24 protein-coding genes are annotated in these 22,418 nt (G+C 36.9%); 16 read left to right on the top strand and 8 right to left on the bottom strand.

Annotated elements, in window-relative coordinates; all coding sequences use genetic code 11:
* The first annotated feature begins 29 nt into the window (after window positions 1-29).
* On the top strand, window positions 30-308 hold the full coding sequence (gene ihfA / locus A3H37_03070; protein ID OGL50942.1) for an integration host factor subunit alpha: 279 nt from the start codon (window positions 30-32) through the stop codon (window positions 306-308).
* A 7-nt stretch (window positions 309-315) separates the two neighbouring features.
* Here the strand turns inward: ihfA and A3H37_03065 are convergent, their stop codons facing one another.
* The gene (locus A3H37_03065) at window positions 316-864 is read right to left on the bottom strand and encodes a uracil-DNA glycosylase (protein OGL50941.1); all 549 of its coding nucleotides are present in this window, start codon (window positions 862-864) and stop codon (window positions 316-318) included.
* A 269-nt stretch (window positions 865-1,133) separates the two neighbouring features.
* Between A3H37_03065 and A3H37_03060 the strand changes: the two genes are divergently transcribed.
* The 8 genes from A3H37_03060 to A3H37_03025 all read left to right on the top strand — a co-directional run bounded on the left by A3H37_03060 (window position 1,134) and on the right by A3H37_03025 (window position 6,827).
* On the top strand, window positions 1,134-1,799 hold the full coding sequence (locus A3H37_03060) for a hypothetical protein (GenBank protein OGL50806.1): 666 nt from the start codon (window positions 1,134-1,136) through the stop codon (window positions 1,797-1,799).
* Between the two features lie 41 nt (window positions 1,800-1,840).
* Entirely contained in the window at window positions 1,841-2,140 is a 300-nt protein-coding gene (locus tag A3H37_03055) for a hypothetical protein (protein OGL50805.1), read from the top strand.
* Window positions 2,141-2,192: 52 nt separating this feature from the next.
* On the top strand, window positions 2,193-3,671 hold the full coding sequence (locus tag A3H37_03050; GenBank protein OGL50804.1) for an anthranilate synthase component I: 1,479 nt from the start codon (window positions 2,193-2,195) through the stop codon (window positions 3,669-3,671).
* Window positions 3,672-3,679: 8 nt separating this feature from the next.
* Window positions 3,680-4,264, top strand: coding sequence for an anthranilate/aminodeoxychorismate synthase component II (locus tag A3H37_03045; GenBank protein ID OGL50803.1), 585 nt, complete (start codon window positions 3,680-3,682; stop codon window positions 4,262-4,264).
* Between the two features lie 28 nt (window positions 4,265-4,292).
* Window positions 4,293-5,306: an anthranilate phosphoribosyltransferase gene (locus A3H37_03040; protein ID OGL50940.1), complete on the top strand. Its 1,014-nt coding sequence runs from the start codon at window positions 4,293-4,295 to the stop codon at window positions 5,304-5,306.
* Between the two features lie 93 nt (window positions 5,307-5,399).
* On the top strand, window positions 5,400-6,203 hold the full coding sequence (locus A3H37_03035; protein ID OGL50802.1) for a DNA repair protein RecO: 804 nt from the start codon (window positions 5,400-5,402) through the stop codon (window positions 6,201-6,203).
* Window positions 6,203-6,484 (top strand): hypothetical protein, encoded by a 282-nt coding sequence (locus A3H37_03030; protein OGL50801.1) that lies wholly within the window; start codon window positions 6,203-6,205, stop codon window positions 6,482-6,484. Before A3H37_03035 ends, A3H37_03030 begins: the two co-directional genes overlap by 1 nt.
* A 61-nt stretch (window positions 6,485-6,545) precedes the next feature.
* The gene (locus tag A3H37_03025; GenBank protein ID OGL50800.1) at window positions 6,546-6,827 is read left to right on the top strand and encodes a hypothetical protein; all 282 of its coding nucleotides are present in this window, start codon (window positions 6,546-6,548) and stop codon (window positions 6,825-6,827) included.
* On the opposite strand, the gene A3H37_03020 is transcribed toward A3H37_03025, so the two are convergent.
* A complete protein-coding gene (locus A3H37_03020; GenBank protein ID OGL50799.1) occupies window positions 6,828-7,556 on the bottom strand; it encodes a hypothetical protein in 729 nt (242 codons plus the stop codon).
* Window positions 7,557-7,733: 177 nt separating this feature from the next.
* Between A3H37_03020 and A3H37_03015 the strand changes: the two genes are divergently transcribed.
* The 5 genes from A3H37_03015 to A3H37_02995 all read left to right on the top strand — a co-directional run bounded on the left by A3H37_03015 (window position 7,734) and on the right by A3H37_02995 (window position 13,481).
* A complete protein-coding gene (locus tag A3H37_03015) occupies window positions 7,734-7,973 on the top strand; it encodes a cytochrome B5 (protein ID OGL50798.1) in 240 nt (79 codons plus the stop codon).
* A gap of 73 nt (window positions 7,974-8,046) precedes the next feature.
* A complete protein-coding gene (locus tag A3H37_03010; GenBank protein ID OGL50797.1) occupies window positions 8,047-10,467 on the top strand; it encodes a DNA topoisomerase I in 2,421 nt (806 codons plus the stop codon).
* A 123-nt stretch (window positions 10,468-10,590) separates the two neighbouring features.
* Window positions 10,591-11,526: a hypothetical protein gene (locus A3H37_03005; GenBank protein ID OGL50796.1), complete on the top strand. Its 936-nt coding sequence runs from the start codon at window positions 10,591-10,593 to the stop codon at window positions 11,524-11,526.
* Between the two features lie 14 nt (window positions 11,527-11,540).
* Window positions 11,541-12,068 carry an HslU--HslV peptidase proteolytic subunit gene (locus tag A3H37_03000; protein ID OGL50939.1) on the top strand — a complete coding sequence of 176 codons (528 nt, stop codon included), beginning with the start codon at window positions 11,541-11,543 and terminating at the stop codon, window positions 12,066-12,068.
* A gap of 45 nt (window positions 12,069-12,113) precedes the next feature.
* The gene (locus A3H37_02995; GenBank protein OGL50795.1) at window positions 12,114-13,481 is read left to right on the top strand and encodes an HslU--HslV peptidase ATPase subunit; all 1,368 of its coding nucleotides are present in this window, start codon (window positions 12,114-12,116) and stop codon (window positions 13,479-13,481) included.
* Here A3H37_02995 and A3H37_02990 read toward each other — a convergent pair.
* On the bottom strand, window positions 13,461-13,796 hold the full coding sequence (locus tag A3H37_02990; GenBank protein ID OGL50794.1) for a hypothetical protein: 336 nt from the start codon (window positions 13,794-13,796) through the stop codon (window positions 13,461-13,463). The genes A3H37_02995 and A3H37_02990 overlap by 21 nt on opposite strands.
* A 120-nt stretch (window positions 13,797-13,916) precedes the next feature.
* Between A3H37_02990 and A3H37_02985 the strand changes: the two genes are divergently transcribed.
* Both A3H37_02985 and A3H37_02980 read left to right on the top strand, forming a co-directional pair.
* Window positions 13,917-14,780, top strand: a complete 864-nt coding sequence (locus tag A3H37_02985; GenBank protein OGL50793.1) for a hypothetical protein — start codon at window positions 13,917-13,919, stop codon at window positions 14,778-14,780.
* 94 nt (window positions 14,781-14,874) lie between these two features.
* Window positions 14,875-16,254: a hypothetical protein gene (locus tag A3H37_02980; GenBank protein ID OGL50792.1), complete on the top strand. Its 1,380-nt coding sequence runs from the start codon at window positions 14,875-14,877 to the stop codon at window positions 16,252-16,254.
* Between the two features lie 9 nt (window positions 16,255-16,263).
* Here the strand turns inward: A3H37_02980 and A3H37_02975 are convergent, their stop codons facing one another.
* The 5 genes from A3H37_02975 to A3H37_02955 all read right to left on the bottom strand — a co-directional run bounded on the left by A3H37_02975 (window position 16,264) and on the right by A3H37_02955 (window position 22,398).
* Window positions 16,264-16,995 (bottom strand): hypothetical protein, encoded by a 732-nt coding sequence (locus A3H37_02975; protein OGL50791.1) that lies wholly within the window; start codon window positions 16,993-16,995, stop codon window positions 16,264-16,266.
* A 133-nt stretch (window positions 16,996-17,128) separates the two neighbouring features.
* Window positions 17,129-18,622, bottom strand: coding sequence for an aldehyde dehydrogenase (locus A3H37_02970; GenBank protein ID OGL50790.1), 1,494 nt, complete (start codon window positions 18,620-18,622; stop codon window positions 17,129-17,131).
* A 77-nt stretch (window positions 18,623-18,699) separates the two neighbouring features.
* Window positions 18,700-19,443: a hypothetical protein gene (locus tag A3H37_02965; GenBank protein OGL50789.1), complete on the bottom strand. Its 744-nt coding sequence runs from the start codon at window positions 19,441-19,443 to the stop codon at window positions 18,700-18,702.
* 32 nt (window positions 19,444-19,475) lie between these two features.
* Window positions 19,476-21,026: a methylmalonyl-CoA carboxyltransferase gene (locus A3H37_02960; protein ID OGL50938.1), complete on the bottom strand. Its 1,551-nt coding sequence runs from the start codon at window positions 21,024-21,026 to the stop codon at window positions 19,476-19,478.
* Window positions 21,027-21,153: 127 nt separating this feature from the next.
* The gene (locus A3H37_02955; GenBank protein ID OGL50788.1) at window positions 21,154-22,398 is read right to left on the bottom strand and encodes a beta-ketoacyl-[acyl-carrier-protein] synthase II; all 1,245 of its coding nucleotides are present in this window, start codon (window positions 22,396-22,398) and stop codon (window positions 21,154-21,156) included.
* Window positions 22,399-22,418: the final 20 nt, after the last annotated feature.

Raw genomic sequence — 22,418 nt, 5'->3', positions numbered from 1 at the left:
ACTTAGAACAAAAAAAAGGGGGAATAAATATGACAAGAGAAGACTTGAAAGACAAGGTGAGAGAAGATCTCGGCCTGACAAAACAGGAAGCATCAGAAGTTGTGGAAGGAGTAATAGATACAATAAGGAATGCGTTGAGTGAAGGAGAGGAAATCATAATAAGCGGATTTGGAAAATTTGCTGTACGTACAAAAAGAAGAAGAACCGGAAGGAACCCAAAAACCGGCAAGGAATATGATATTTCTTCAAGAAAAGTAGTAAGTTTTAAACCTTCGAAAATTTTTAAAGATCTTTTAAATACAAAATAGTTTTAAGTTAGCTGATTTTCTTTCCTAGTTCTTTCATAATAAGCTTAACATCTTCCCAAACGACTTTCTTTTCATTCTGGTTTCTCAGGAGATAGGCAGGGTGAAAGGTTGGCATTAATTTAATTCCTTCATATATATGAAACCTGCCGCGAAGGAGAGATATTCTATCCTGAGTTTTTAATAGAGTTTGAGCGGCAAAGGTTCCGAGCGCACATATTACCTTTGGTTTTATAATTGAGAGCTGTTTCATAAGAAATGGCTCGCATGTTTTTATCTCATCCGCTTCCGGATTACGGTTGTTGGGAGGTCTGCATTTTATTATATTTGCAATGTAAACATCTTTTCTGTCATAACCCATTGACTTGATAATTTTAGTCAGAAGTTCTCCAGCCCTTCCGACAAATGGTTCACCCTGAATATCTTCATCAGCTCCGGGTGCCTCGCCAACAAAGATAAGCTCGGAGTTTAAATCACCGGTTCCAAAGACAAGGTTTTTTCTTGTTGGATGCAGCTTACAGCGTTTACAGTCTCCGATATCGTGTCTGAGTTTTTTAATTGAAACCTCTTTTGACTCATTTCTGCTTGAAGAGACATCAATACCTATTATTTCATTTACTCCGAGTGATTTCTGAAAATTAAGGTAATTTTCAATATCCTGAAGAAGGTTAAAAAGACTTTTCATAAGCCCAATCCTAAAAAAATAAAATATCTGTCTTTCACGGCTATTTTATGATATAAAATTTAAAAATAAATTAAAACTAAAAAATTTGCTTCTATATTAATACCTGAAGGTTTTTAAAAAACAGAAACAGATAGAAGGAAGTTATGTATAAAGTTATAAAAAATTTAACAGGATTTATTCTCGTTCCTCTAGTTTCAAGTGCAACGTTATCATTTTATAAAACTGCAGAAGATTTTTCAAGGCGGGAAGAAAGCATTATTTATCTTTTAACAGGGATTATCTCATACCTTGTTATTAGATTGATAATTTCAAAGATTGGTTCCTCGATTATGGAGTTTGCAGAGGTTTTTTATCATGAATTAATTCACACTATTTATTCAGTAATATTCTTAAAGGGAATAAAATCTTTTTTTGCATCTGATGCAAAAGGTGGTGAGATTCAAACTTCAAGAAGCAATTTTATCATTGAACTCTCGCCATACTTCTTCCCTTTTGTTGCAGTTTTCTTTTCCCTGATAAAACCAATAGTTGTTGAAAAATATCATGGGTACCTGATTTTATGTGCAGGAACCGGGATAGGTCTTCATCTCTCATCAGTTTTTCACGACCTGAAGGTTAAGCAAAGTGATATAGATAAAAACGGTATTTTATTCTCTTTTGTTATCATATTCCTATTAAATATGATTTTTCTTGGAATAATCTTTTCCCTGCTGGATTCCGGTTATCCAAGAATTATGGAGTTTTTTGATGATTTTCTTGAAAATTTCAGAGATTTGATTAAATTTCTGACAAAGAAATTTATTGACTGAAAGGGTTAAAAAAAATAAGCTTGCTATAAAAGGAGAGTAACATGAAATTTAAAAACTTTGAAACATTGACCAGTCTTATTGTTTTAATCTTCTTACCTTTATCATCAGGATGCTATATAAACAGAATAAGCGAACTTGACAGTGAAATCCAGGAACTTAATGGAAGAATCGCAAGGATAGAAAAAGACAGGAGCGAGGAAAAACAGCAAATTGAGACAAGAATGAAGACATTGGAAGACAGCTTTAAAAACAACAGTTCAAGAATAGACCAGCTGATGCAGAGGTATCCATTGATTGGGGGAAGAGTAGAAGAAGAACAGATAACAGAAGGAGCAAAATAGAAAAACTTATAAATTAGAGCTTACAGCATGCTACTTTACAGCTTCAAAAAAAATGTTCTATCCTGATTTCAAAGAGTTTAAGAAAAAGGCAAAAGAGGGGAATCTTATTCCTGTCTACAAGGAAATATATGCTGACATGGAAACCCCTGTGTCAGCCTTCTGCAAGATAGACGACGGAGATTTCTCATTCCTCCTTGAAAGTGTTGAAGGTGGCGAGAAATGGGCGCGCTATTCATTTCTCGGATCAAGTCCCTCTATGATATTTAAAAGCAAGGGAAATAAAATAACGATAATCTCTGATAACAAGGAAAAAAGCTTTGAAGGTGAAAATGACCCTTTATCTGCTCTAAGAAATATCATGGGAGGATATAAGGCAGTAAAGGTGCAGGGGCTTCCAAGGTTTTTTGGCGGAGCAGTCGGTTTTATAGGATATGATTTTGTAAAATTCTTTGAAAAACTTCCTGATTGCACAAAGGATGAATTGAATCTTCCCGATGCATTTTTTATGTTAACAGATACCCTGCTGATTTTTGATAATGTAAGCCATAAGATAAAAATTGTATCAAATTGCTATGTTGACGGGAAAAAGAGCCTTGAGAAATTGTATGAGAATGCACAGAAAAAAATAACAAATCTAATAGATAAACTGAAGAAAAAGAATGTTCAGAAAACATGGTTTGAACAAAAGAGTTCTTCTGGAAATATAAAACCTAAATCAAATTTCAGCAAAAAATCTTTTGAGAAAATGGTTAACAAGGCAAAAGAATATATAAAAAGAGGAGATTTGATTCAGGTTGTTCTTTCCCAGAGGATGAAAACAAAAATCAGTAAATCGCCTTTTGATGTTTACAGGGCATTGAGAATAGTGAATCCTTCCCCGTATATGTTTTACCTGAAGATGAAAGAGTTCTGTATGGTTGGGTCATCTCCCGAGGTACTTGTGAGGGTTGAGGATAAAAAAGTTGAACTTAGACCAATTGCCGGAACAAGGAAAAGAGGCGAGACAGAACAGGAAGACATAAAGCTTGAGAATGAGCTTCTCAGAGATGCAAAAGAGAGGGCAGAGCATATAATGCTTGTTGATCTTGGCAGAAATGATTTGGGAAGAATAGCAAAGACCGGAAGCGTTGAGGTAAATGAGCTGATGATTGTAGAGAGATATTCCCATGTAATGCATATAGTTTCAAATGTGAGAGGAATACTTGCTGAGGGGAAAAATGCTTTTGATGTTGTCAGGGCTTGTTTTCCTGCAGGTACAGTAACAGGCGCTCCAAAGGTAAGAGCCATGGAAATCATTGAGGAATTAGAGCCGACAAAAAGAGGTCCCTATGCAGGAGCTGTCGGGTATTTCAGTTTTACCGGAAACATGGACACCTGCATAACAATAAGGACGCTATTTTTTAAAAACAATGAGGTTTATATTCAGGCAGGTGCAGGTATTGTGTTTGATTCAAAACCTGAGCTTGAATATAAGGAGACAATTAATAAGGCAAAAGCAATGGTTAAGGCTTTGGAATTGGCAAATGGGTAGGAGTTTGGATGAAAGTAAATATCCTTATAGATAACTACGACTCTTTTACATATAATCTTGTTCAGTATTTTGGTGAATTGGGGGAAAATTTCCTGGTTTTCAGAAACGATAAAGTTACTATTGGTGAAATTGAGAAAAAGAATCCGGGGAGGATAGTTGTTTCACCGGGGCCAGGAACTCCTCAAAAAGCAGGAATAACGATAGATGTTATAAAACATTTTTCTGGAAGAGTTCCAATATTGGGTGTGTGCCTGGGACATCAGGCTATTGGAGCAGCATATGGAGCCAGGATAATTCAGGCAAAAAGAATTATGCATGGAAAAACATCAGAAATTCATCATGACGGGAAATATATTTTTAAAAACCTTCCAAATCCGTTTACTGCCACAAGGTACCATTCATTGGCAATTGACAGGGAATCGCTTCCGCCATCTCTTGAGGTTGTTGCCCGCTCAGAGGATGATGAAATAATGGGAATCAGGCATCGGGAACTTTCAGTTTATGGTGTACAGTTTCATCCTGAATCTGTGCTGACAAATGCAGGAAAAGAGCTTTTAAAAAATTTTCTTGAACTTTCACTTGAGCGCTTGTAATGATTTTTTCAAAGAAAAACGCAAATCAATGATACGTAATGCTATTTCCAAGCTTGCAGATAGAAAAGACCTTTCAGAAGAAGAAGCTGGCGAGTCCATAAAAGAAATACTTGAAGGAAAGGCAACCAGTTCCCAGATTGCTGCTTTTCTGATGGGATTAAGAGTTAAAGGCGAGAAGATTCCTGAGATACTCGGAAGTGCAAAAGCCATGCGCGAAAAGGCTCTTACTCTTAAAGTAAATGCTGAAATGGCAGTTGATACATGCGGCACTGGAGGAGACAGAGCCAATACATTTAACATTTCAACAACAACTGCCTTTGTTGTTGCCGGTGCGGGAGTCCCTGTTGCAAAGCACGGGAACAGAGCCGTTTCAAGTCTATGCGGAAGCGCTGACCTTTTAAAGGAATTAGGAGTTAATATAGATTTATCTCCTGATAAAGTTGCAAGGTGCATTGATGAAATAGGCATAGGTTTTTTATTCGCACCACTCTTCCACACTGCAATGCAGTTTGCTGCAGGTCCCAGAAAGGAGATAGGGATAAGAACGATTTTTAATCTTTTAGGACCGCTGGTAAACCCTGCAGAGGTGAAAGCCCAGATTCTTGGGGTTTATTCAAGAGAATTGACAGAGCCTTTGGCGTATGTTCTTGAACGGCTTGGTACTAAAAGGGCATTTGTAGTGTGTGGTTCTGACGGGCTTGATGAAGTTACAATAACAGGTGAGACAGCAGTTTCAGAGGTTAGTAACAATGAAGTAAAAAGCTACATGCTTATACCAGAGGATTTTGGGATAAGAAAAAGTCCAGCAGATGAATTAACCGGAGGCGATGCTTTTTATAACAAGGAAATACTAATAAGAATTTTAAAAGGGGCAAAAGGCGGGAAGCGTGATATTGTTCTTGTAAATTCTTCAGTTGCTTTGATTGCAGGAGGAAAAGCGAAAAATTTTAAAGAAGGTGTCAAGATTGCTGAGGAATCAATTGATTCAGGAAAAGCCTTTAAGAAACTTAACGCGCTGATTGAGTTCACTAATAAAAAATGAGTTGTAAGTTATAAGCTGTAAGCCATTATTTCTATTCTGTGAGTAGTACCAAAATACTTTGACAAACAGCACTTCTAATGATATTTATTAAGCGTGGGAATTCAAAGAACAAAGGCAATTGTTTTAAAAAGCTTAAATTTTGCTGAAACTGATAAGATTATTACTCTTTACACGCAATCCTTTGGAAAAATAGGAACTATTGCCAAGGGTGCACGCAGAATAAACAGTAAGTTCGGAAGCAGTCTTGAGCCGGGAACTTTGCTAGATGTCATTTTTTATGAAAAAGAGAGCAGTAATCTGTCAAATGTCAGTCAGAGCAGTATCATAGATTCTTTCAGAGAGATAAGGGATGATTTTACACTGTTATCAGGGAGTTTTTATATACTTTCAGCTATTAATGAGATGACAAGGGAGAAGCAGAGCAATTATTTACTGTTTAATCTGCTTGAGGAGAGCTTATTGTTTCTTTCGAAAATAGGTGATGTTTTTAAATCAATAGCTTTCTTTGAAATTAAGATGCTTAAAATACTCGGTTATGAGCCAAATTTAAGCGAATGCTCGGAATGCAGGAAAGAGATTTACGGGAGAGAGGTGAGTTTTTCTGTTTCCGGCAGCAGTGTTGTTTGCAAGAAATGCACAGAGCCATGGGACAACCCAGTTACTGTATCTATGGGTACAATAAAGACCCTTGAAAAAATGAAGGAGTGGAGCATAAAAAAGTCAATAAACCTTAAGCTTTCTTCAACAAGCATGGAAGAGATAAAAAAAATATTATACCCGTGCATCAGGTATCATCTTGGAAAGGAAATTAAAGCGAGAAGATTTCTTGAGAACACGCATCAGGAATATTCACAAGTGGTTGCTGCAGAAGGAAACAGTTTTTTGGGGTGGGAGTGATGAAAACGCAGAAACAAATGGTGGACTTTTTAGCAAAGACAATAGTAACAGAACTTGTAAAACGAAGGAAAGTAATATTGAAGACGGAAGAGTCAAAGCTGATAGAAAATATTGCTGATATACTTCTAAAGGATCTGCATCTTGAAGAAGAAATAAATTCTCAGGTAAGAGAAATTTTAAAAGAACATAGCCAAAAACTGAACAATGCAAATGTGGATTATAATAGAATGTTTAATTTGATAAAAAAGAAGATTATGGAAGAAAAGGGATTAGAGGTTTAGAACTTAGCAGTAAAGTTCAAATTACAAAGCACAAAATCCAAAATAGCCACAGGGAACTATAGTGAGGTTTAGTCAGGAAAGAATAAACAAGGTTTCAAAGGAAATTACTCATAAGATTCTTGAAGACGGATTGGTTGTCAATAAAACAGGTGATGATAATGAACTGAGGGTAATTATAGCAAGAATTCTTACAGATGAGTTCAGGGTAGAAGAGTTGGTTGATGAGGAAGCAAGAAAAATTCTTGTAAGTTACTCTAAAAAGATTGTTGAAGGAAGCAGAGAGTGGGATATTCTGTATAAGAAGCACTACGAAGAACAGATGCAGAAAAGAAGGAGATTTTAATTAGAATTTATAAAAGCATAGTTCAAATTTAGTCCCGTCATATTTCAGATAAGAACGTTGTGTTAACCAGTCACCCAGATATATTAAAACCTTTTCCTTTCCATTTATATTTTTTTTCTGTATCTTGGGATTATGGCTGTGTCCAAGAATTATAACATCAGTTTCTTCAGAGAGTTTTTTCTCTGCAAAACGCTCATATGCTTCAATAAGTTTTTTGTTTCCACTATCAAGCCGGTTCCTGCTGAATTTTGAGACAATCCTTGCTATTTTCCACCAGAATCCAGGATGAGAAAGCCCTACAATCATATACACAGGAGGGTTTTTGATGAAAAAGTTTAAAACCTTGTGTCCAAGGTCAATTGTATCTATTGAATCGCCATGGGTCAAAAAAATCTTTTTGCTGTCTATCTCAGTTTCTAAATATCTTGGATGAACATTTGCTTTAAGCACGTTTCCGAAAAAGAGATCAAACCTGAACTCGTGATTTCCTTCGAGAAAATAAAGATTGATTCCTGCATTTTTGAGTTCAATGAGTTTATTTAAGATTGGAATATATTCGTGGTAAACTACACTTTTATATCCATACCAAAAATCAAAAAGATCACCCAGAATGTAGAGGCTGTGAGTAGTGTTTTTTATAGAGTCAAGAAACGAGACAAGGGAGAGATGGCACTCCTCGTCAATCTTTTGTATATGGACATCAGATAAAAAAATATGGTTTTTTGGCAAAACACTGCTCCTTTTAATATAATCTCTTATATAGGGGGGAAAAAACTTAGTCAAAAGAAAAATTAGGTTATGTTCTGGTTGACAAATAGTTTTTTTTAGGGCAGTTAGTCCAAAATATAGTTTCTTTAAAGCAAATTTAGAATATTGGCTTAATCCTAAATAAAAAAGGAGAAAATTATGGCTGATAAAATTTTCACTATTGATGAGTTAAAGAAGTTCGATGGTAAAGAGGGAAAAAAAGCATATGTTGCCTGTGATGGAAAGGTGTATGATGTAACAGTCAGTGATATGTGGGAAGATGGGGAACATTCAGGAATACACGAAGCAGGACTTGACTTGAGCGATGAGATTGACAATGCGCCTCACGGCAATGAAGTTATGGAAAGTTTTCCGGTTATAGGAATACTAAAAGGATAAAGAGAAAAAACTCTAATATGAAAGATTTCAAAGGTTAAGATAATAAAAAGTTTAAGAGAAAGGAACTCAGTAGATGTCAAAAAAGTCTCTGGTTATTGTTGAGTCACCTGCAAAGGCAAAGACCATAAACAAATTTCTCGGCAAGAGTTTTGTGGTCATTGCGTCTGTGGGCCATGTTAAGGATTTGCCAAAGAGTAAGCTCGGCGTAGATGTTGAAAATGATTTTCAGCCGTCTTATGAGATCTTAAAAAGCAAGACCAAGGTAATAAGCGAACTCAAAGAGGCCGCGAAAGATGCTGAAAAAATATATCTTGCGCCTGACCCTGACCGGGAAGGAGAGGCCATTGCCTGGCACATTGCCGAGGAAATTGGCGGTAACCGCTTAAAGATATTCAGAGTGCTTTTCAACGAGATAACTGAAAGGGCTGTGCTGGAGGCTATAAAAAATCCGTCAAAATTGGATAAAAATAAATTTGAGGCGCAGCAGGCAAGACGCATTCTAGACAGATTGGTCGGCTATGAAATAAGCCCGCTTCTTTGGAAAAAGGTGAGATACGGCTTGAGCGCAGGCAGGGTTCAGTCTGTTGCTGTAAGGCTCATCTGCGAGCGCGAAAAAGAGATAAAGGCTTTCGTGCCGGAGGAATACTGGAGCATTACTGCAGAGCTTAGCAGTGGGACAGGCGTCTCGCCTGTCCCCTTTAAGGCAAAGCTCGTAAAAAGAGCTAATAAAAAATTAGAAATTAAAAATAATGAAGATGCTGAAAAGATTCTCAAGAATCTGGAAGGGGCACAATATGTCGTAACTAATATTGAGACAAAAGAGAGAAAGAGGAATCCATTGTCGCCATTTATCACCAGCAAACTCCAGCAGGACGCGGCAAGAAAGCTTGGCTTTACCGCAAAAAAGACAATGATGTTGGCGCAGCAGTTGTATGAAGGCGTAGAGCTTGGACAAGAAGGCTCTGTGGGCCTTATAACTTATATGAGAACGGACTCTACAAGAATAGCAGACGAGGCGATAAAAGTAGCGCGAACATTTATTGAAAAAAACTTCGGCAAAGAGTATCTGCCTGCAAAGCCTACTGTATATCCAAGCAAAAAAAATGCCCAGGGCGCTCATGAGGCTATAAGACCCACATATTTTAAATACACGCCCAACTTCGTCAAACCGTGTCTGGGCAAAGACCATTTTGACCTCTATCAGCTTATCTGGAACCGTTTTATTGCCTGCCAGATGGCGCCTGTAATCCTTGACCAGACCACAATTCAGATAGAGGCAGGCAAATATCTTTTTCAGGCAATCGGTTCTGTTATAAAATTTCCCGGCTTTATGGCTGTTTATACCGAGGCAAAAGAAGAGGAAGAAAAAGAAGAGGAAGAAGGGCTCTTGCCTGCGCTGTCAAAGGGAGAGATATTAAAACTTCTCAGCCTCACACCGCAGCAGCACTTTACCCAGTCGCCACCAAGATTTACAGAGGCAAGCCTCGTAAAAGAGCTTGAAGAAAACGGCATTGGAAGGCCCTCAACATACGCCGCTATTCTGTCAACCATTCAGGAAAGAAAATACTCAATAAAGGAAAAAGGGAAGTTTATTCCCACAGAACTCGGCTTTCTCATCACAGACCTTTTGATTCACAGCTTTCCAAATATTGTAGATGTTAAGTTTACCGCGCACATGGAAGAAGAGCTTGATGAGATTGAGGAAGGCAAACTCCCGTGGTTGAATGCGATGAGGGAGTTTTATGAGCCGTTTAAGGAAAGTATGTTAAAGGCTAAGGTGGAGATGAAGGATGTAAAAAAAGAAGAGACCCCTACGGATATTAAATGCGAAAAATGCGGAAAACCAATGGTCATCAAATGGGGAAGGAACGGAAAATTCCTCGCATGTTCCAATTATCCTGAATGTAAAAACACAAAAAATTTTACCGAGGATGAGAGTGGGAAGATAATCCTGATGGAAGAAAAGGCAACAGGTGAGAAGTGTGAGAAGTGCGGAGGGGATATGGTTGTAAAATCCGGAAGGTATGGAAAGTTTTTAGCATGTGAAAAATATCCTGAATGCAGAAATACAAGGCAAATAATTGAAGGTGAGAAAGGGTCTGTTGAAGTGAAAGAAGTAAAAATGCTGGATGAGAAATGTCCTCAATGCGGCAGTCAGATGGCAATGCGGAATGGAAGGTATGGTTCCTTTATTGCGTGTTCGGGATATCCCAAGTGTAAGTTTATTAAACAGAAAGTAACCGGAGTTAAATGCCATCAGGATGGTTGTAACGGAGAATTGGTGGAAAAAATATCAAGAAAAGGAATATTTTACAGTTGCAGTAATTATCCAAATTGTAAATTTGCCCTTTGGGATAAACCGATTGATAGAAACTGCCCTAAATGCAAATCTCAATTTTTGGTTGAAAAACTCTCCAGGAAAAACGGTGTGGTAATTAAATGCATTGCTGAGTCATGCGATTATGAAGAAAAAGTCGCTGAGAACGTGGCTTGAAAAACAAATTAGACAAATTTGAAAAAGATTATAATTTGTAGAAGAACCTGCGTAATTTTAAGCGTCTCATAGTCTCTTCTAAAAAGCTTGATAATACCTAAAAATATGTAATACAATATTTACATGAATTTTTTTGTTGATAAATTCAAAATATATCTTGAAGATGAAAGGGGTTTTTCAAACCATACTGTTAGAAACTACCTGAGCGATTTACTGCAGTTTTATGGATTTTTTGAAGGAAAAAAAAGGTTAATATTTAATAAAGAAAATTCAGAAAGAAATGTAAAAAAAATTGATAGTTTCATTATAAGGGCTTTTTTGAGATTTTTAATGGAGAAGGGAAATAATAAGACTTCAATTGGAAGAAAATTGGCCACATTAAGAGCTTTTTTTAAATTCCTCTGCAGGGAAGGTTATCTGAAAAAGAATCCTGCTATTGAGGTTGCAACTCCCAAAAAAGGGAAAACATTGCCATTTTTTCTCACACTTGATGAAATAACCTGTTTGCTTAATATTAATTCAGCAGGAGGCTTTACTGAGGCAAGAGATTTAGCTATGATGGAACTCCTCTACGCAACAGGAATGAGGGCAGGTGAATTGGTATCATTAGATTTTAACGATATAGATTTTTCCCTGAATCTTATACGTGTAAGAGGGAAGGGGAAAAAGGAACGAATGGTATTATTTGGGAAAAAGGCTTCGGAGGCTTTGGGAAGATATGCAAAATCAAAAGAGAAAATCATAGATAAAAACAAGAATTATTCAGCAGATAATACTCCTTTGTTTATTAATCAAAGAGGCGGAAGACTAAGCACAAGGACAGTACAGAGAATAGTTAACAAATTAGTAGAAAGGAGCGGGATTAAGAAGAGAATAGGACCGCATAAATTGCGCCATACATTTGCTACTCATCTGCTCAACTCAGGAGTAGACTTGAGAGTTATTCAGGAGCTTTTAGGGCATGTAAGCCTTTCAACCACACAAAAATATACACATGTTGGAATTGATAAACTTATGGAGGTTTATGATAGTGCGCATCCAAGGGCAAAGATTGGTTAGGGGGTGTTAAAATGATTAAGGGGACAACTATTCTTTCAGTAAGACATAATGGTAAGGTTGCCATAGGAGGGGATGGTCAGGTAACGCTTGGAGAGACAGTTATAATGAAACATAATGCTAAAAAGGTAAGAAGGCTGTTTCATGACCAGATTATAGTTGGTTTTTCAGGAGCCTCAGCAGATGCCTTTACTCTTCTTGCGCGCCTTGAGGGAAAACTTGAGCAGTTCCGTGGTAACCTTCAGAGGGCAGTAGTTGAACTTGCAAAGGACTGGAGAACTGATAAGGTCCTGAGAAAACTTGAGGCTTTGCTGGCTGTTGTGGATAAGGAGAATTCATTTATTGTATCAGGAACAGGTGATATTATAGAACCTGATGACGGAATTATAGCAATTGGCTCAGGGGGACCTTATGCGCTTGCTGCTGCAAAGGCTTTGATAATCCATTCAAACCTCTCTGCAAGGTCAATAGTAGAAGAAGCAATGAAAATAGCCGGAACAATCTGTGTTTATACTAATCTTAATATTATGATTGAAGAAATTTGAGAGTTTCAGCTTTAATCTATAAGCTTGAAGCTTTACGAGGATAATATGGCATATTTAACACCTAAAGAGATAGTGGAAGAACTTGATAAATATATTGTCGGGCAGACAAATGCAAAGAGGGCAGTAGCTATTGCCTTAAGAAACAGATGGAGAAGACAGCAGCTTACTGAGGAACTGAGAGATGAGGTTGCTCCAAAAAATATTATAATGATAGGACCTACCGGTGTTGGGAAAACAGAGATTGCAAGAAGGCTTGCAAAGCTAGCACAGTCACCTTTCCTTAAGATTGAAGCATCAAAGTTTACAGAAGTCGGATATGTTGGCAGGGATGTGGAGTCAATGATTAGGGACCTTACAGAGTTGGCAGTTAAGATGGTAAGAGATGAAGAACAGGAAAAAGTTAAAGAGAAAGCTGAAATCATTGCAGAGGAAAGGATTCTTGACCTGCTTCTTCCTCCACTAAAAAGGAAGAATAATGTTCCTGTAAGTGATGGCTTATCTGAACAGAAAACTCCATTGGATGACTTTACATCCACAAGGGAAAAGATCAGAGAGCACTTCAGGGCTGGAAAACTCAATAACCGCTATGTGGATTTGGAAGTCCCTGATAAACCTTTCCCGTCAATTATTGAAGTAATATCAAGTACTGGAGGATTTGAAGAGATAGATTTGAATATCAGGGATATGGTAGGAGGGCTTTTCCCTAAAAAAATGAAAAGCAGGAAAGTTAAAATTCCTGAAGCTGTTAAGATGTTAATTCAGGAGGAGACACAGAAGCTGATAGATATGGAGCAGGTTAATCATCTGGCAAAGGAAAGGGTTGAACAGTCCGGGATAATATTCCTTGATGAGATTGATAAGATTGCCGGAAGAGAAAGCGGTACAGGACCTGATGTCTCAAGAGAAGGGGTTCAGAGGGATTTGCTTCCAATTGTTGAAGGGACAACAGTAGCTACAAAATACGGATTGGTCAAGACAGACCACATACTTTTTATCGCGGCAGGGGCTTTCCATGTCACTAAACCATCTGACCTGATTCCTGAACTGCAGGGGAGGTTCCCAATAAGGGTTGGCCTAGACTCATTATCAAAAGACGATTTCATCAGGATTTTAAAAGAGCCAAAAAATGCTTTAATCAAGCAGTATATTGCTCTTCTTGAAACAGAGAAAGTAAGGCTTGAGTTTACAGATGATTCCATTGAAGAGATAGCAGAGATTGCAACTCTGGTTAACGAGAAGAATGAAAACATAGGGGCAAGAAGACTGCATACAATAATGGAAAAACTTTTGGATGAAATATCTTTTAATGCTCCTATCCTTCAGAACACTAAATTTAAAATTAATGCAGAATATGTAATGAAAAAGCTGTCTGATATTGTTGCTGACGAGGATCTAAGCAGGTATATCCTGTAACTGCTCCTCAATCCATTTCAAATATTCTTCAGAACCCTCGGAGATAGGGACTGATATAATTTCCGGAATATCATACGAATGAATGGAAAGAATTTTTTCCTTAATCTTGGAAAAGAATTTTTGATGTGATTTTGCAATCAGCATTAGTTCAGGCTCAACAGAGATTTTTCCTTCCCATCTGAAGATTGATGTTATTGACGGAATTATGTTAACGCAGGCAGCTAGTTTGTTTTCTATTAATGCCTGAGCAAGTTTTTTTGCTTCAGAGTCAGAACCGGAAGTTGTGATTACTAATATAAAACCATTTTTGCTCATAGTATTGCCCTTTTAAAAATTAAATTATAGGATATATGTATTTAATTCAGCAGAAAGTTTTTTGTCAATAGAATGGGTATAAATTCTAAAGAAAAACATGAATAAGGTCCGGAGTGTTAAATGGCTAGGAAAAGAAAGTTCAATTATTTAAAGGTTAGTGATGATACCCTCGGTTCTTATCTTCAGAAAATAGGCAAGGTTCGTCTTTTGGAAAGGGATGAAGAGATAAAGCTGGCAAGGAGAATCCGGAATGGTGACAAGAAAGCCTTGAAAAAGCTAGTTGAGGCAAATCTTAGATTTGTTGTCAACATTGCTTCCAAATTCCGGGGTTGTGGACTTAATATACTCGATATTATAGATGAAGGAAACATTGGATTGATTCAGGCTGCAAAAAGGTTTAATCCTGACCGTGGTGTTAAATTTGTATCCTATGCTGTGTGGTGGATAAAGCAGGCAATCATTCAGGCTCTTGCTGAGCAGACTGGGGCTGTCCGTCTTCCGGTAAGACAAATGGCAGCAATGAATAAAATAGGTGAAAAGTATGATATGCTCCTTCAAAAACTCGACAGAGAACCAAATGAAGAAGATTTAGCAGCAGTATTAAACCTTCCAATAAAGGATGTAGAATTATTGCTTTCTATTTCAAAAAACGCTATTTCTCTTGAAAATCCATTTGGTGAAAACAGTGATTCAGGCAGTTATCTTGATTTTCTTCAGGCTGAAAATCTTTCTTCTGCAGATGATGAAATGGACAAAATAAAGATGGAAAAAGAGCTTGAAGAGTTGCTCAGTAATCTGAACCCGAAAGAATCTGAAATTTTAAGAAGAAGGTTTGGTATTAATAACGAAGAGCCGGAAACACTTGAAAAAATAGGGAAAGATATGGGGTTGTCAAGAGAAAGAATCAGACAGATAGAGGAAAAGGCAAAGAACCGCCTGAGAAAACAAACTAAGAGCGCAATCTTAAAGGAATTCCTAAAATAGATTTCAGTTTCTATCTTCAGAATTTATTATAAATTTCCACTAACAAATTAAATCTTTTATTTAAATAAAGAGCAAGGTTTAATATAAAGCAGTCATGAAAAATAATAAATTAATAAAATTGATTGAAGAAAAAATTCAGAGAAACAAGGAAATCAAACTGATAAAAGAGATAGCTGATGAATTAAAGCTGCCTTTATATCTTGTTGGCGGTTTTTTAAGAGATGCAATTTTATCCAGAGATAATATTGATCTGGATTTTATTGTGAACGGTGAACCAGATAAGATTTCTAAAAAAGCGGCTGAAAGATTAAGGGCAAAGATGATTGTTATGGATAAGGAAGAGATAGTTAATTACAGGGTTGTAAAAAAAGGGCTTTCTCTTGATTTTGCAAAAGTTTTTCAGGGAAATATCCATAAGGACCTGGCAAGAAGAGATTTTACTATAAATTCAATTGCCTATTCTTTAAGTGAAAAAATATTGTATGATGATTTTTATGGGCTTAATGACATAGAAAAAAAAATTATAAAGATGATATCTGATAATACATTTGATGATGACCCGCTCAGAATGCTACGGGCTGTCAGATATTTTACAACTCTTGAAGGGTTTTCTATAGAAAAGAGAACCTTATCTTTTATAGCTTCAAAAAATGACCAAATCTCCAGGTCTTCTTCAGAGAGAATAAAGGAAGAAATGGATAAAATTATTCTCTCTCGTAACCCTGTTAATGGGTTAGTTTTGCTTATTGAAACTAAATTGTTAGAAATTCTGTTTTCAGGTAAAGGCTCAGGCAGAGCAATAAAGATGCTTGAAACACAGGAAAAAAAAGTAAATTTAATATCTATATTAAAAACTTTAAGTGAGTTGATTGATAAAGTTTTTTTTGATGGTAGTCAAATGGTTGAGCTAAAATATACCTCTGATGATAAAAAAGTAATATATTATTCTGCCATTATCTCATTTTCAATTACAGGAAACTTTGAAAAATTATGCTCTTTGGAAGCAGAAACTAAAAATATCAGCTTTGCGCTTAAAAATATGCGTTTTTCAAACCTTGAAATTTCAAGGATTTGCAAAGTAATTGGAGGTTTAAAATATTTTTTTGAATTGTTTGAAACAAAGGAGCTTGAAATAGATATAAGAAAACTTATCCACAATACCAGAAAGGATGTTTTGATTTTAATGGTTTTAGGGAATGCAATTTTAAGAACCTTAGGGAAGGAAAACTATAAGAAAACGATTATTGTCAGAACCATGATTCTGAGAATTTTTAATAATGAGGGAGACGCAATTATTAACCTGCAAAAATTAATAGATGGGAGAGATATAATAAGGATATTAAAATGTAAAGAGGGTGAGAGGGTTGGAAAGATACTCAAAAAAATCAAAGAGCTTCAAATTGAGAATAAAATATCTACAAGAAAAGAAGCTATTGAATTGGTTGAAAAGATCAGGGTTGACTCATTGAATTAATGAATAATATTAAATCGCTTCCAGGTACTGCTGAATAACATTATGATGATTGGCTGAGACCTTTGTGAATTCTACTCCTGTATAGTAAGCAGGGATTTCTATTTCATTTTCTTTTGAGTTGCGTACCGTACCGGAGGTTATTATCTTTTTGCCTCCCAAAACAGGGTGAATTTCTAAAATTTTATTAATTTCAAAAGGCAGGCAATATTCAATAAGCAGGCCTGAAAGACTGAGATTAACTATTCTTGCACTGGTTCTGGATTTCTTGTTCTTTTCTTTCTGTTTTTGAACTATATATGCTGGTTCGTCTACTGAAAACCTCGGATGTTTTCTTCTGTCGGTTGTCGCTATTTTAGTATTATCTATTTTTCCCTTAAGTGTTCTTTTTACAATTGAAAGCATTTCCTTGAATTCAATAGGCTTATTTATGAAATCTGCTGCGCCGAGTTTTGATGCCCTAATGTAATTATCAACATCACCAAATTCAGTATAAATTATTACATCAGCCTGATAGTTTAATGTTTTTATCCTTCTTAAAAATTCCAACCCGTTAATTTGTGATGATTTTATTCCGGTAATAACCAAATCAACTTTTGTTTTTTTTAGCTCTCTTAACGCCTGTTCGCAGCTGGAAAAAAATAAAGCACCGAACCCGGCTTTTTTGAAATTTTTGGTTAGTTCTTTTCCGGAAACAGGGTTTTCTTCGTCAATAATAAAAAGATTTGCGTTGTCAAAAAGCATGTGAAGACCTTTTATAGCTGAAAGAATTAAAACACCCTTTAAAGTAAATATAGGAGATTAAATGGTTTTGTCAATTTATTTTTAGACAATTGAGATATGGCTTTATTAACTTTTTATTAAAAAGAAGATGGGGCTATTTATCAGTATCTATCTGGGCTCTCTGGAGTCTTCCGCTGTAATCAATGTACACTGTTTTCCATTCGCTAAAAATATCAAGGGCTGTTACTCCGGCTTCTCTGTGGCCATTGCCGGTGTCCTTTATTCCTCCAAATGGAAGGTGAGATTCAGCACCAATTGTTGGACTGTTTACATACACGATGCCGCTCTTAATTCTTTCAATCGCTTTAAATGCCATATTAATATCTTTTGTATATATAGATGCTGAAAGTCCATATTTACTGCTGTTTATAGCAGCTATTGCTTCATTAAAATCCTTTACAGGAATAATTATAACAACAGGCCCAAAAATTTCTTCCTGTGCAATTCTCATTTTTATGTTTCCATTAGTGAAAATAGTGGGTTTGTAGAAAAATCCCTTTGAGCATTCACGGTTATTGCAAGATTCACCTCCAATAAGAAGCTTTGCCCTGTCTTCATTTATTCCTATATTTACATAATTGTGAACTTTCTGGCGCTGTGCTTCATTTATCAAGGGTCCCATCTCAGTTGACTCATCTAAGCCATTACCAATCCTGATTTTCTTAGCCCTTGTGATTAATCTGTGTGTGAATTCATCAAGGATTTTTTTATGGATTATTAACCTGCTTGTAGCAGTGCATCTTTGTCCTGTTGTTCCAAAAATTCCCCAAAGAGCGCCATCAATGGCAAGGTCAATATCAGCATCATTCATTACTATTTGTGCATTTTTTCCTCCCATTTCAAGAGCACATTTTTTTAATCTCTTTCCGCATTCAGAAGCAATAAATCTTCCTGTTTCAGAGGATCCGGTAAAAGATATGAGGCTGATTTTTGGATGTGTTACAATTGCTTTTCCAACTTCAGAACCAGAACCAAAAACAAGGTTCACAACACCATCTGGTACACCGGCTTCAATTAAAATCTCAACCAGTCTCAGCGCCGACTCCGGGGTATCAGTTGCAGGTTTGAAGACGATAGTGTTTCCGCAGATTAATGCAGGAAATATTTTCCATGCAGGAATTGCAACTGGAAAGTTCCAAGGGGATATTATCCCGACAACCCCTATAGGAGCCCTTAATGACATTGCGAATTTATTGCTGAGTTCTGAAGGGGTTGTCTGACCAAAAAGCCTTCTCCCTTCACCAGCCATGTAAAGGGCGGTATCTATTCCTTCCTGAACATCTCCTTTTGTTTCAATAAGAATTTTACCCATTTCCTTTGTGGCAGTCTGTGCTAATATTTCTTTTCTTTTAAGAAGAAGCTGCCCTGCTTTAAGGATTATTTCTCCTCTTTTTGGCGCAGTGATTTTGCTCCATTTTTCAAAAGCAGCGTGGGCGGATTCAACGGCTTTATGTACATCTGTTGCTGTTGAATCAGGGAATACTCCAAGCAGGTCTTCTTTGTTGGCAGGATTTATGTTTTTAAAATATTTTCCTGAAGATGGCTCAACCCACTTGCCATTGATAAGATTTTTGAACTTTTCAGCCATGATTTTTATTTTAACATATTTATTATAAATATTCAGAGAAAGAGATTTATGACATATAATTAAGATTTTACAGCTTGTTAAGAAAAGTTTCCCTCTTCTGATGCCTTGACAGAAAATTCCCTGTTTCCTTCAACTGGTTTTAATTCAGTAATTGAGTCCATAACTTTTTTAACAATTCCAAGCCATGTTTCTTTTTCATCAGGAAGAGCATAAAATGGACTGAAATCTATAGGCTTTCCAAAGACTACTGTAATCTTTTTAAAAATTCTCGGAAAGTAAGAACCTATTGGCAAAACCTTTTCCATTCCAAAAATTCTAACTGGAATTGCTGTTGGTTTTGAATTGTAAATTAGTTTTCCAACTCCTGGCTTGCCATTTCCGAGTTTGCCTGTACGGCTTCTTGTTCCTTCAGGGAAATTTATCATTGTTCCGTCAGGTAAAAGCTCAATCATTTTGTTTAGGACCTCAAGGTCTTTTCTGCCCCGTCTAACCGGTATGGCTTTCCAATTATTTGCTATCCACGCAAGAACAGGATTGCTGAAGAAATTTTCTTCTGCTGCAGGACTCCATGGAATAAGCCACGGTTTTATTATTACTTCAGGATAAAATGCAGTTGTGCCAACAAGGAAACTATCTATCATTGTAAGATGGTTAGGCAGAAGAAGAAGATTCTTTTTAAAAGGTATATTTTCCAAGCCATAGACTTTTGTTCTGTTTAAAACCCTGAACAGTATCCAGGCTATTGTAATAGTACTTATTACCAAGAGATAAGATATTATATCTTCCAGTGTTTTTAAGAATCTGTTTTTACTTCTGCTCAAATTGTTTCCCGGAATTTTTAAATCATCAATTTTCAGAGCGGAATATTCCCATGTTTCTTAGCAGGGTTTTTATCTGTCTTGTTCTGAAGCATCTCGAGGGCTTTTATAAGCTTTCTACGGGAATATTTTGGATAAATGACTTCATCAATTATGCCAAGTTCTGCTGCGATGTATGGGTTTGCAAACTTTTTGCGGTAGTTATCAACAAGTTCGTCTTTGGCCTTTTTTGGGTCTTCAGCATTTGAAATCTCTTTTTTAAAGATTATATTTACAGCTCCCTCTGGACCCATTACAGCAATTTCAGCTGTCGGGTAAGCAAAGTTAATGTCTCCCCTTACGTGCTTGCTTGACATAACACAGTAAGCACCGCCGTATGACTTGCGTGTAATTATTGTTACCTTTGGAACAGTGGCTTCTGCATATGCGTAGAGAAGTTTTGCGCCATGCCTTATTATTCCTCCTGTTTCCTGGTTAAGCCCCGGCAGAAATCCGGGAACATCCTGAAGGGTGATAAGAGGAATATTGAAGGCATCGCAAAAACGTATGAATCTTGCTCCCTTTACAGAAGCATTTATATCAAGTGTTCCTGCAAGGACTGCTGGCTGGTTTGCAATTATTCCTACAGCTCTGCCGTTAAGCCTTCCAAAACCTACTACAATGTTTTGGGCAAAATGTTCCTGAACTTCAAAGAAATAGTTTTCATCTACAAGTGTTGAAATCACCTCTTTTACATCATAAGGCTTGTAGGGATTAATCGGGATTATTTTTTCTATTTCAGGAGTTTCTCTGTTTGAAGGGTCACTTGTTGGTTTCAGCCTTGGCTCTTCCATATTATTCTGAGGGAGAAAGGCAAGAATCTCACGAATCATCAGCAATGTATCCTTATCATTTTCAGCAGCAAAATGCGCAACTCCGCTAAGGCTGTTATGGGTCATTGCTCCTCCGAGCTCTTCTTTTGTGACCTCCTCATGGGTAACAGCTTTTATCACGTCAGGACCTGTAACAAACATATAACTTGTATTTTTAACCATGAATATGAAATCATTTATCGAAGGTGAATATACAGCTCCTCCAGCACAAGGTCCCATTATAGCTGCGATTTGGGGAATAACTCCTGAGGCGAGAACATTTCTCAAAAAGATTTCAGCATATCCTCCAAGGCTTGCAACTCCTTCCTGAATTCTTGCACCACCCGAATCATTGAGCCCGATAATAGGAACTCCTATCTTGAGCGCGAGGTCTAAAATTTTACATATTTTTTTTGCACATGTCTCGCTCAGCGACCCTCCAAAAACGGTGAAATCCTGAGCATAACCATAGACAAGCCTTCCGTTTATTGTCCCATAACCGGTTATGACGCCGTCACCTGGAATTTTTTCATTTTCCATCCCGAAGTTGTTACATCTATGAACTACAAATTTATCAATTTCTTCAAACGAATTTTTGTCAAAAAGTATAGCTAATCTTTCTCTTGCAGTAAGTTTGCCCTGCTGATGATGAATGGCGATTCTTTTTTCTCCGCCGCCGGATTCAGTAATTTTCTCTCTTTCTTTGAGATCTTCAATATAATCTTCAAAGCCAATTTTTTTTGGCAAGATTTATTCCTCCCTTAAATAGTGTTAAGTATCAAATCCCAAGCACAAAGATGCAAATAAGTACAAAATTCAAATTATCGAATGACCGAAGCATTTGAAATTTGTGATTTGGAATTTATTTTTCATATTTTTTAAAAGCAAGGCACGCATTTGTCCCGCCAAACCCGAATGAATTGCTCAAAGCAACTTTTATTTTTGCTTTGCGGGGTTTATTGGGAACATAGTCAAGGTCGCATTCAGGGTCAGGATATTCGTAGTTTATTGTTGGAGGTACTTCCTGATTTTCAAGAGCGAGAATAGTATAGATTGCTTCAATTGCACCGGATGCCCCCAGAAGATGACCTGTCATTGATTTTGTTGAACTTATTGGAATGGAAGATGCACGCTCTCCAAATAGTTTTTTAATTGCTATGGTCTCAAATTTGTCATTTAAAGGTGTTGATGTTCCGTGAGCATTTATGTAATCAACCTCTTCTGGTTTTACTCCTGCATCTTTCAGTGTGGATGCCATACAGCGTACAGCTCCTTCTCCGTCAATTGATGGTGAAGTCATATGATATGCATCGCAGGACTGACCGTAACCGATAAGTTCTCCTCTTATCCTTGCACCTCTTTTTTTTGCAAATTCAAGCTCTTCAAGAATAAGTATTCCAGAACCTTCACCCATAATAAATCCATCTCTTTTTAAATCAAAAGGTCTGCTTGCTTTTGATGGTTCTTCGTTCTGTGTTGAAAGCGCACGCATTGAGCAAAAACCGCCTATGGCAAGTGGAGTAATAACAGATTCACTCCCTCCGGTAATCATCACATCCGCCTCTTCTCTCTGAATGGTTCTGAATGCTTCACCGATTGAATGGTTAGAGGTTGCACATGCTGTAACAACACTTGAATTTGGTCCTTTTGCGTTGAACATCATTGCAATTTGTCCTGGAGCAAGGTTTATTATTACTTGAGGAATAAAAAATGGGGATATCCTTTTTGGTCCCTTTTCAAGGTATATCTTGTAATTTTTTTCAATAAGAGGCATTCCGCCAATACCTGAACCAACTATTACTCCTGCCATTTCAGCAATTTCGTCACTAATTTTAAGCCCTGAATCCTCCATCGCCATACAGCTTGCTGCAAGGGCATACTGGATAAAAGTATCCATTTTTTTTGCTTCTTTGGGGTCAATGTATTTGTGAGGGTCAAAGTCTTTTACCTCACCGGCAATTTTACAGGAAAAATCAGTGGTGTCAAATTTGCTGATTTTATCAATTCCTGATTTTCCAGCAAGCAAATCGTTCCAGTTTTCTTTAATCCCTATGCCGATTGGCGAGATTATACCAATTCCTGTTACAACAACTCTTCTTTTTCCCAAAATCCTTCTCCTTGGCTTTT

It is taken from the genome of Candidatus Schekmanbacteria bacterium RIFCSPLOWO2_02_FULL_38_14, assembly GCA_001790855.1.
In the GTDB taxonomy this organism is placed as follows: Bacteria; Schekmanbacteria; GWA2-38-11; order GWA2-38-11; family GWA2-38-11; genus 2-02-FULL-38-14-A.
Note: the sequence above shows the minus strand (reverse complement) of the source record. Positions and strands in the feature narration are given on the sequence as shown.

What these genes read in the sequence shown, in the direction of transcription:
- A3H37_02975 (OGL50791.1), bottom strand. Translation starts at nt 16,995, where the DNA reads ATGCTTTTTGACAACGCAAATCTTTTTATTATTGACGAAGAAAACCCT.
- A3H37_02970 (OGL50790.1), bottom strand. Translation starts at nt 18,622, where the DNA reads ATGGCTGAAAAGTTCAAAAATCTTATCAATGGCAAGTGGGTTGAGCCA.
- A3H37_03055 (OGL50805.1), top strand. Translation starts at nt 1,841, where the DNA reads ATGAAATTTAAAAACTTTGAAACATTGACCAGTCTTATTGTTTTAATC.
- A3H37_03060 (OGL50806.1), top strand. Translation starts at nt 1,134, where the DNA reads ATGTATAAAGTTATAAAAAATTTAACAGGATTTATTCTCGTTCCTCTA.
- A3H37_02995 (OGL50795.1), top strand. Translation starts at nt 12,114, where the DNA reads ATGGCATATTTAACACCTAAAGAGATAGTGGAAGAACTTGATAAATAT.
- A3H37_02985 (OGL50793.1), top strand. Translation starts at nt 13,917, where the DNA reads ATGGCTAGGAAAAGAAAGTTCAATTATTTAAAGGTTAGTGATGATACC.
- A3H37_03045 (OGL50803.1), top strand. Translation starts at nt 3,680, where the DNA reads ATGAAAGTAAATATCCTTATAGATAACTACGACTCTTTTACATATAAT.
- A3H37_03040 (OGL50940.1), top strand. Translation starts at nt 4,293, where the DNA reads ATGATACGTAATGCTATTTCCAAGCTTGCAGATAGAAAAGACCTTTCA.
- A3H37_03005 (OGL50796.1), top strand. Translation starts at nt 10,591, where the DNA reads ATGAATTTTTTTGTTGATAAATTCAAAATATATCTTGAAGATGAAAGG.
- A3H37_02980 (OGL50792.1), top strand. Translation starts at nt 14,875, where the DNA reads ATGAAAAATAATAAATTAATAAAATTGATTGAAGAAAAAATTCAGAGA.
- A3H37_02990 (OGL50794.1), bottom strand. Translation starts at nt 13,796, where the DNA reads ATGAGCAAAAATGGTTTTATATTAGTAATCACAACTTCCGGTTCTGAC.
- A3H37_03030 (OGL50801.1), top strand. Translation starts at nt 6,203, where the DNA reads ATGAAAACGCAGAAACAAATGGTGGACTTTTTAGCAAAGACAATAGTA.
- ihfA (OGL50942.1), top strand. Translation starts at nt 30, where the DNA reads ATGACAAGAGAAGACTTGAAAGACAAGGTGAGAGAAGATCTCGGCCTG.
- A3H37_03010 (OGL50797.1), top strand. Translation starts at nt 8,047, where the DNA reads ATGTCAAAAAAGTCTCTGGTTATTGTTGAGTCACCTGCAAAGGCAAAG.
- A3H37_03050 (OGL50804.1), top strand. Translation starts at nt 2,193, where the DNA reads ATGTTCTATCCTGATTTCAAAGAGTTTAAGAAAAAGGCAAAAGAGGGG.
- A3H37_03015 (OGL50798.1), top strand. Translation starts at nt 7,734, where the DNA reads ATGGCTGATAAAATTTTCACTATTGATGAGTTAAAGAAGTTCGATGGT.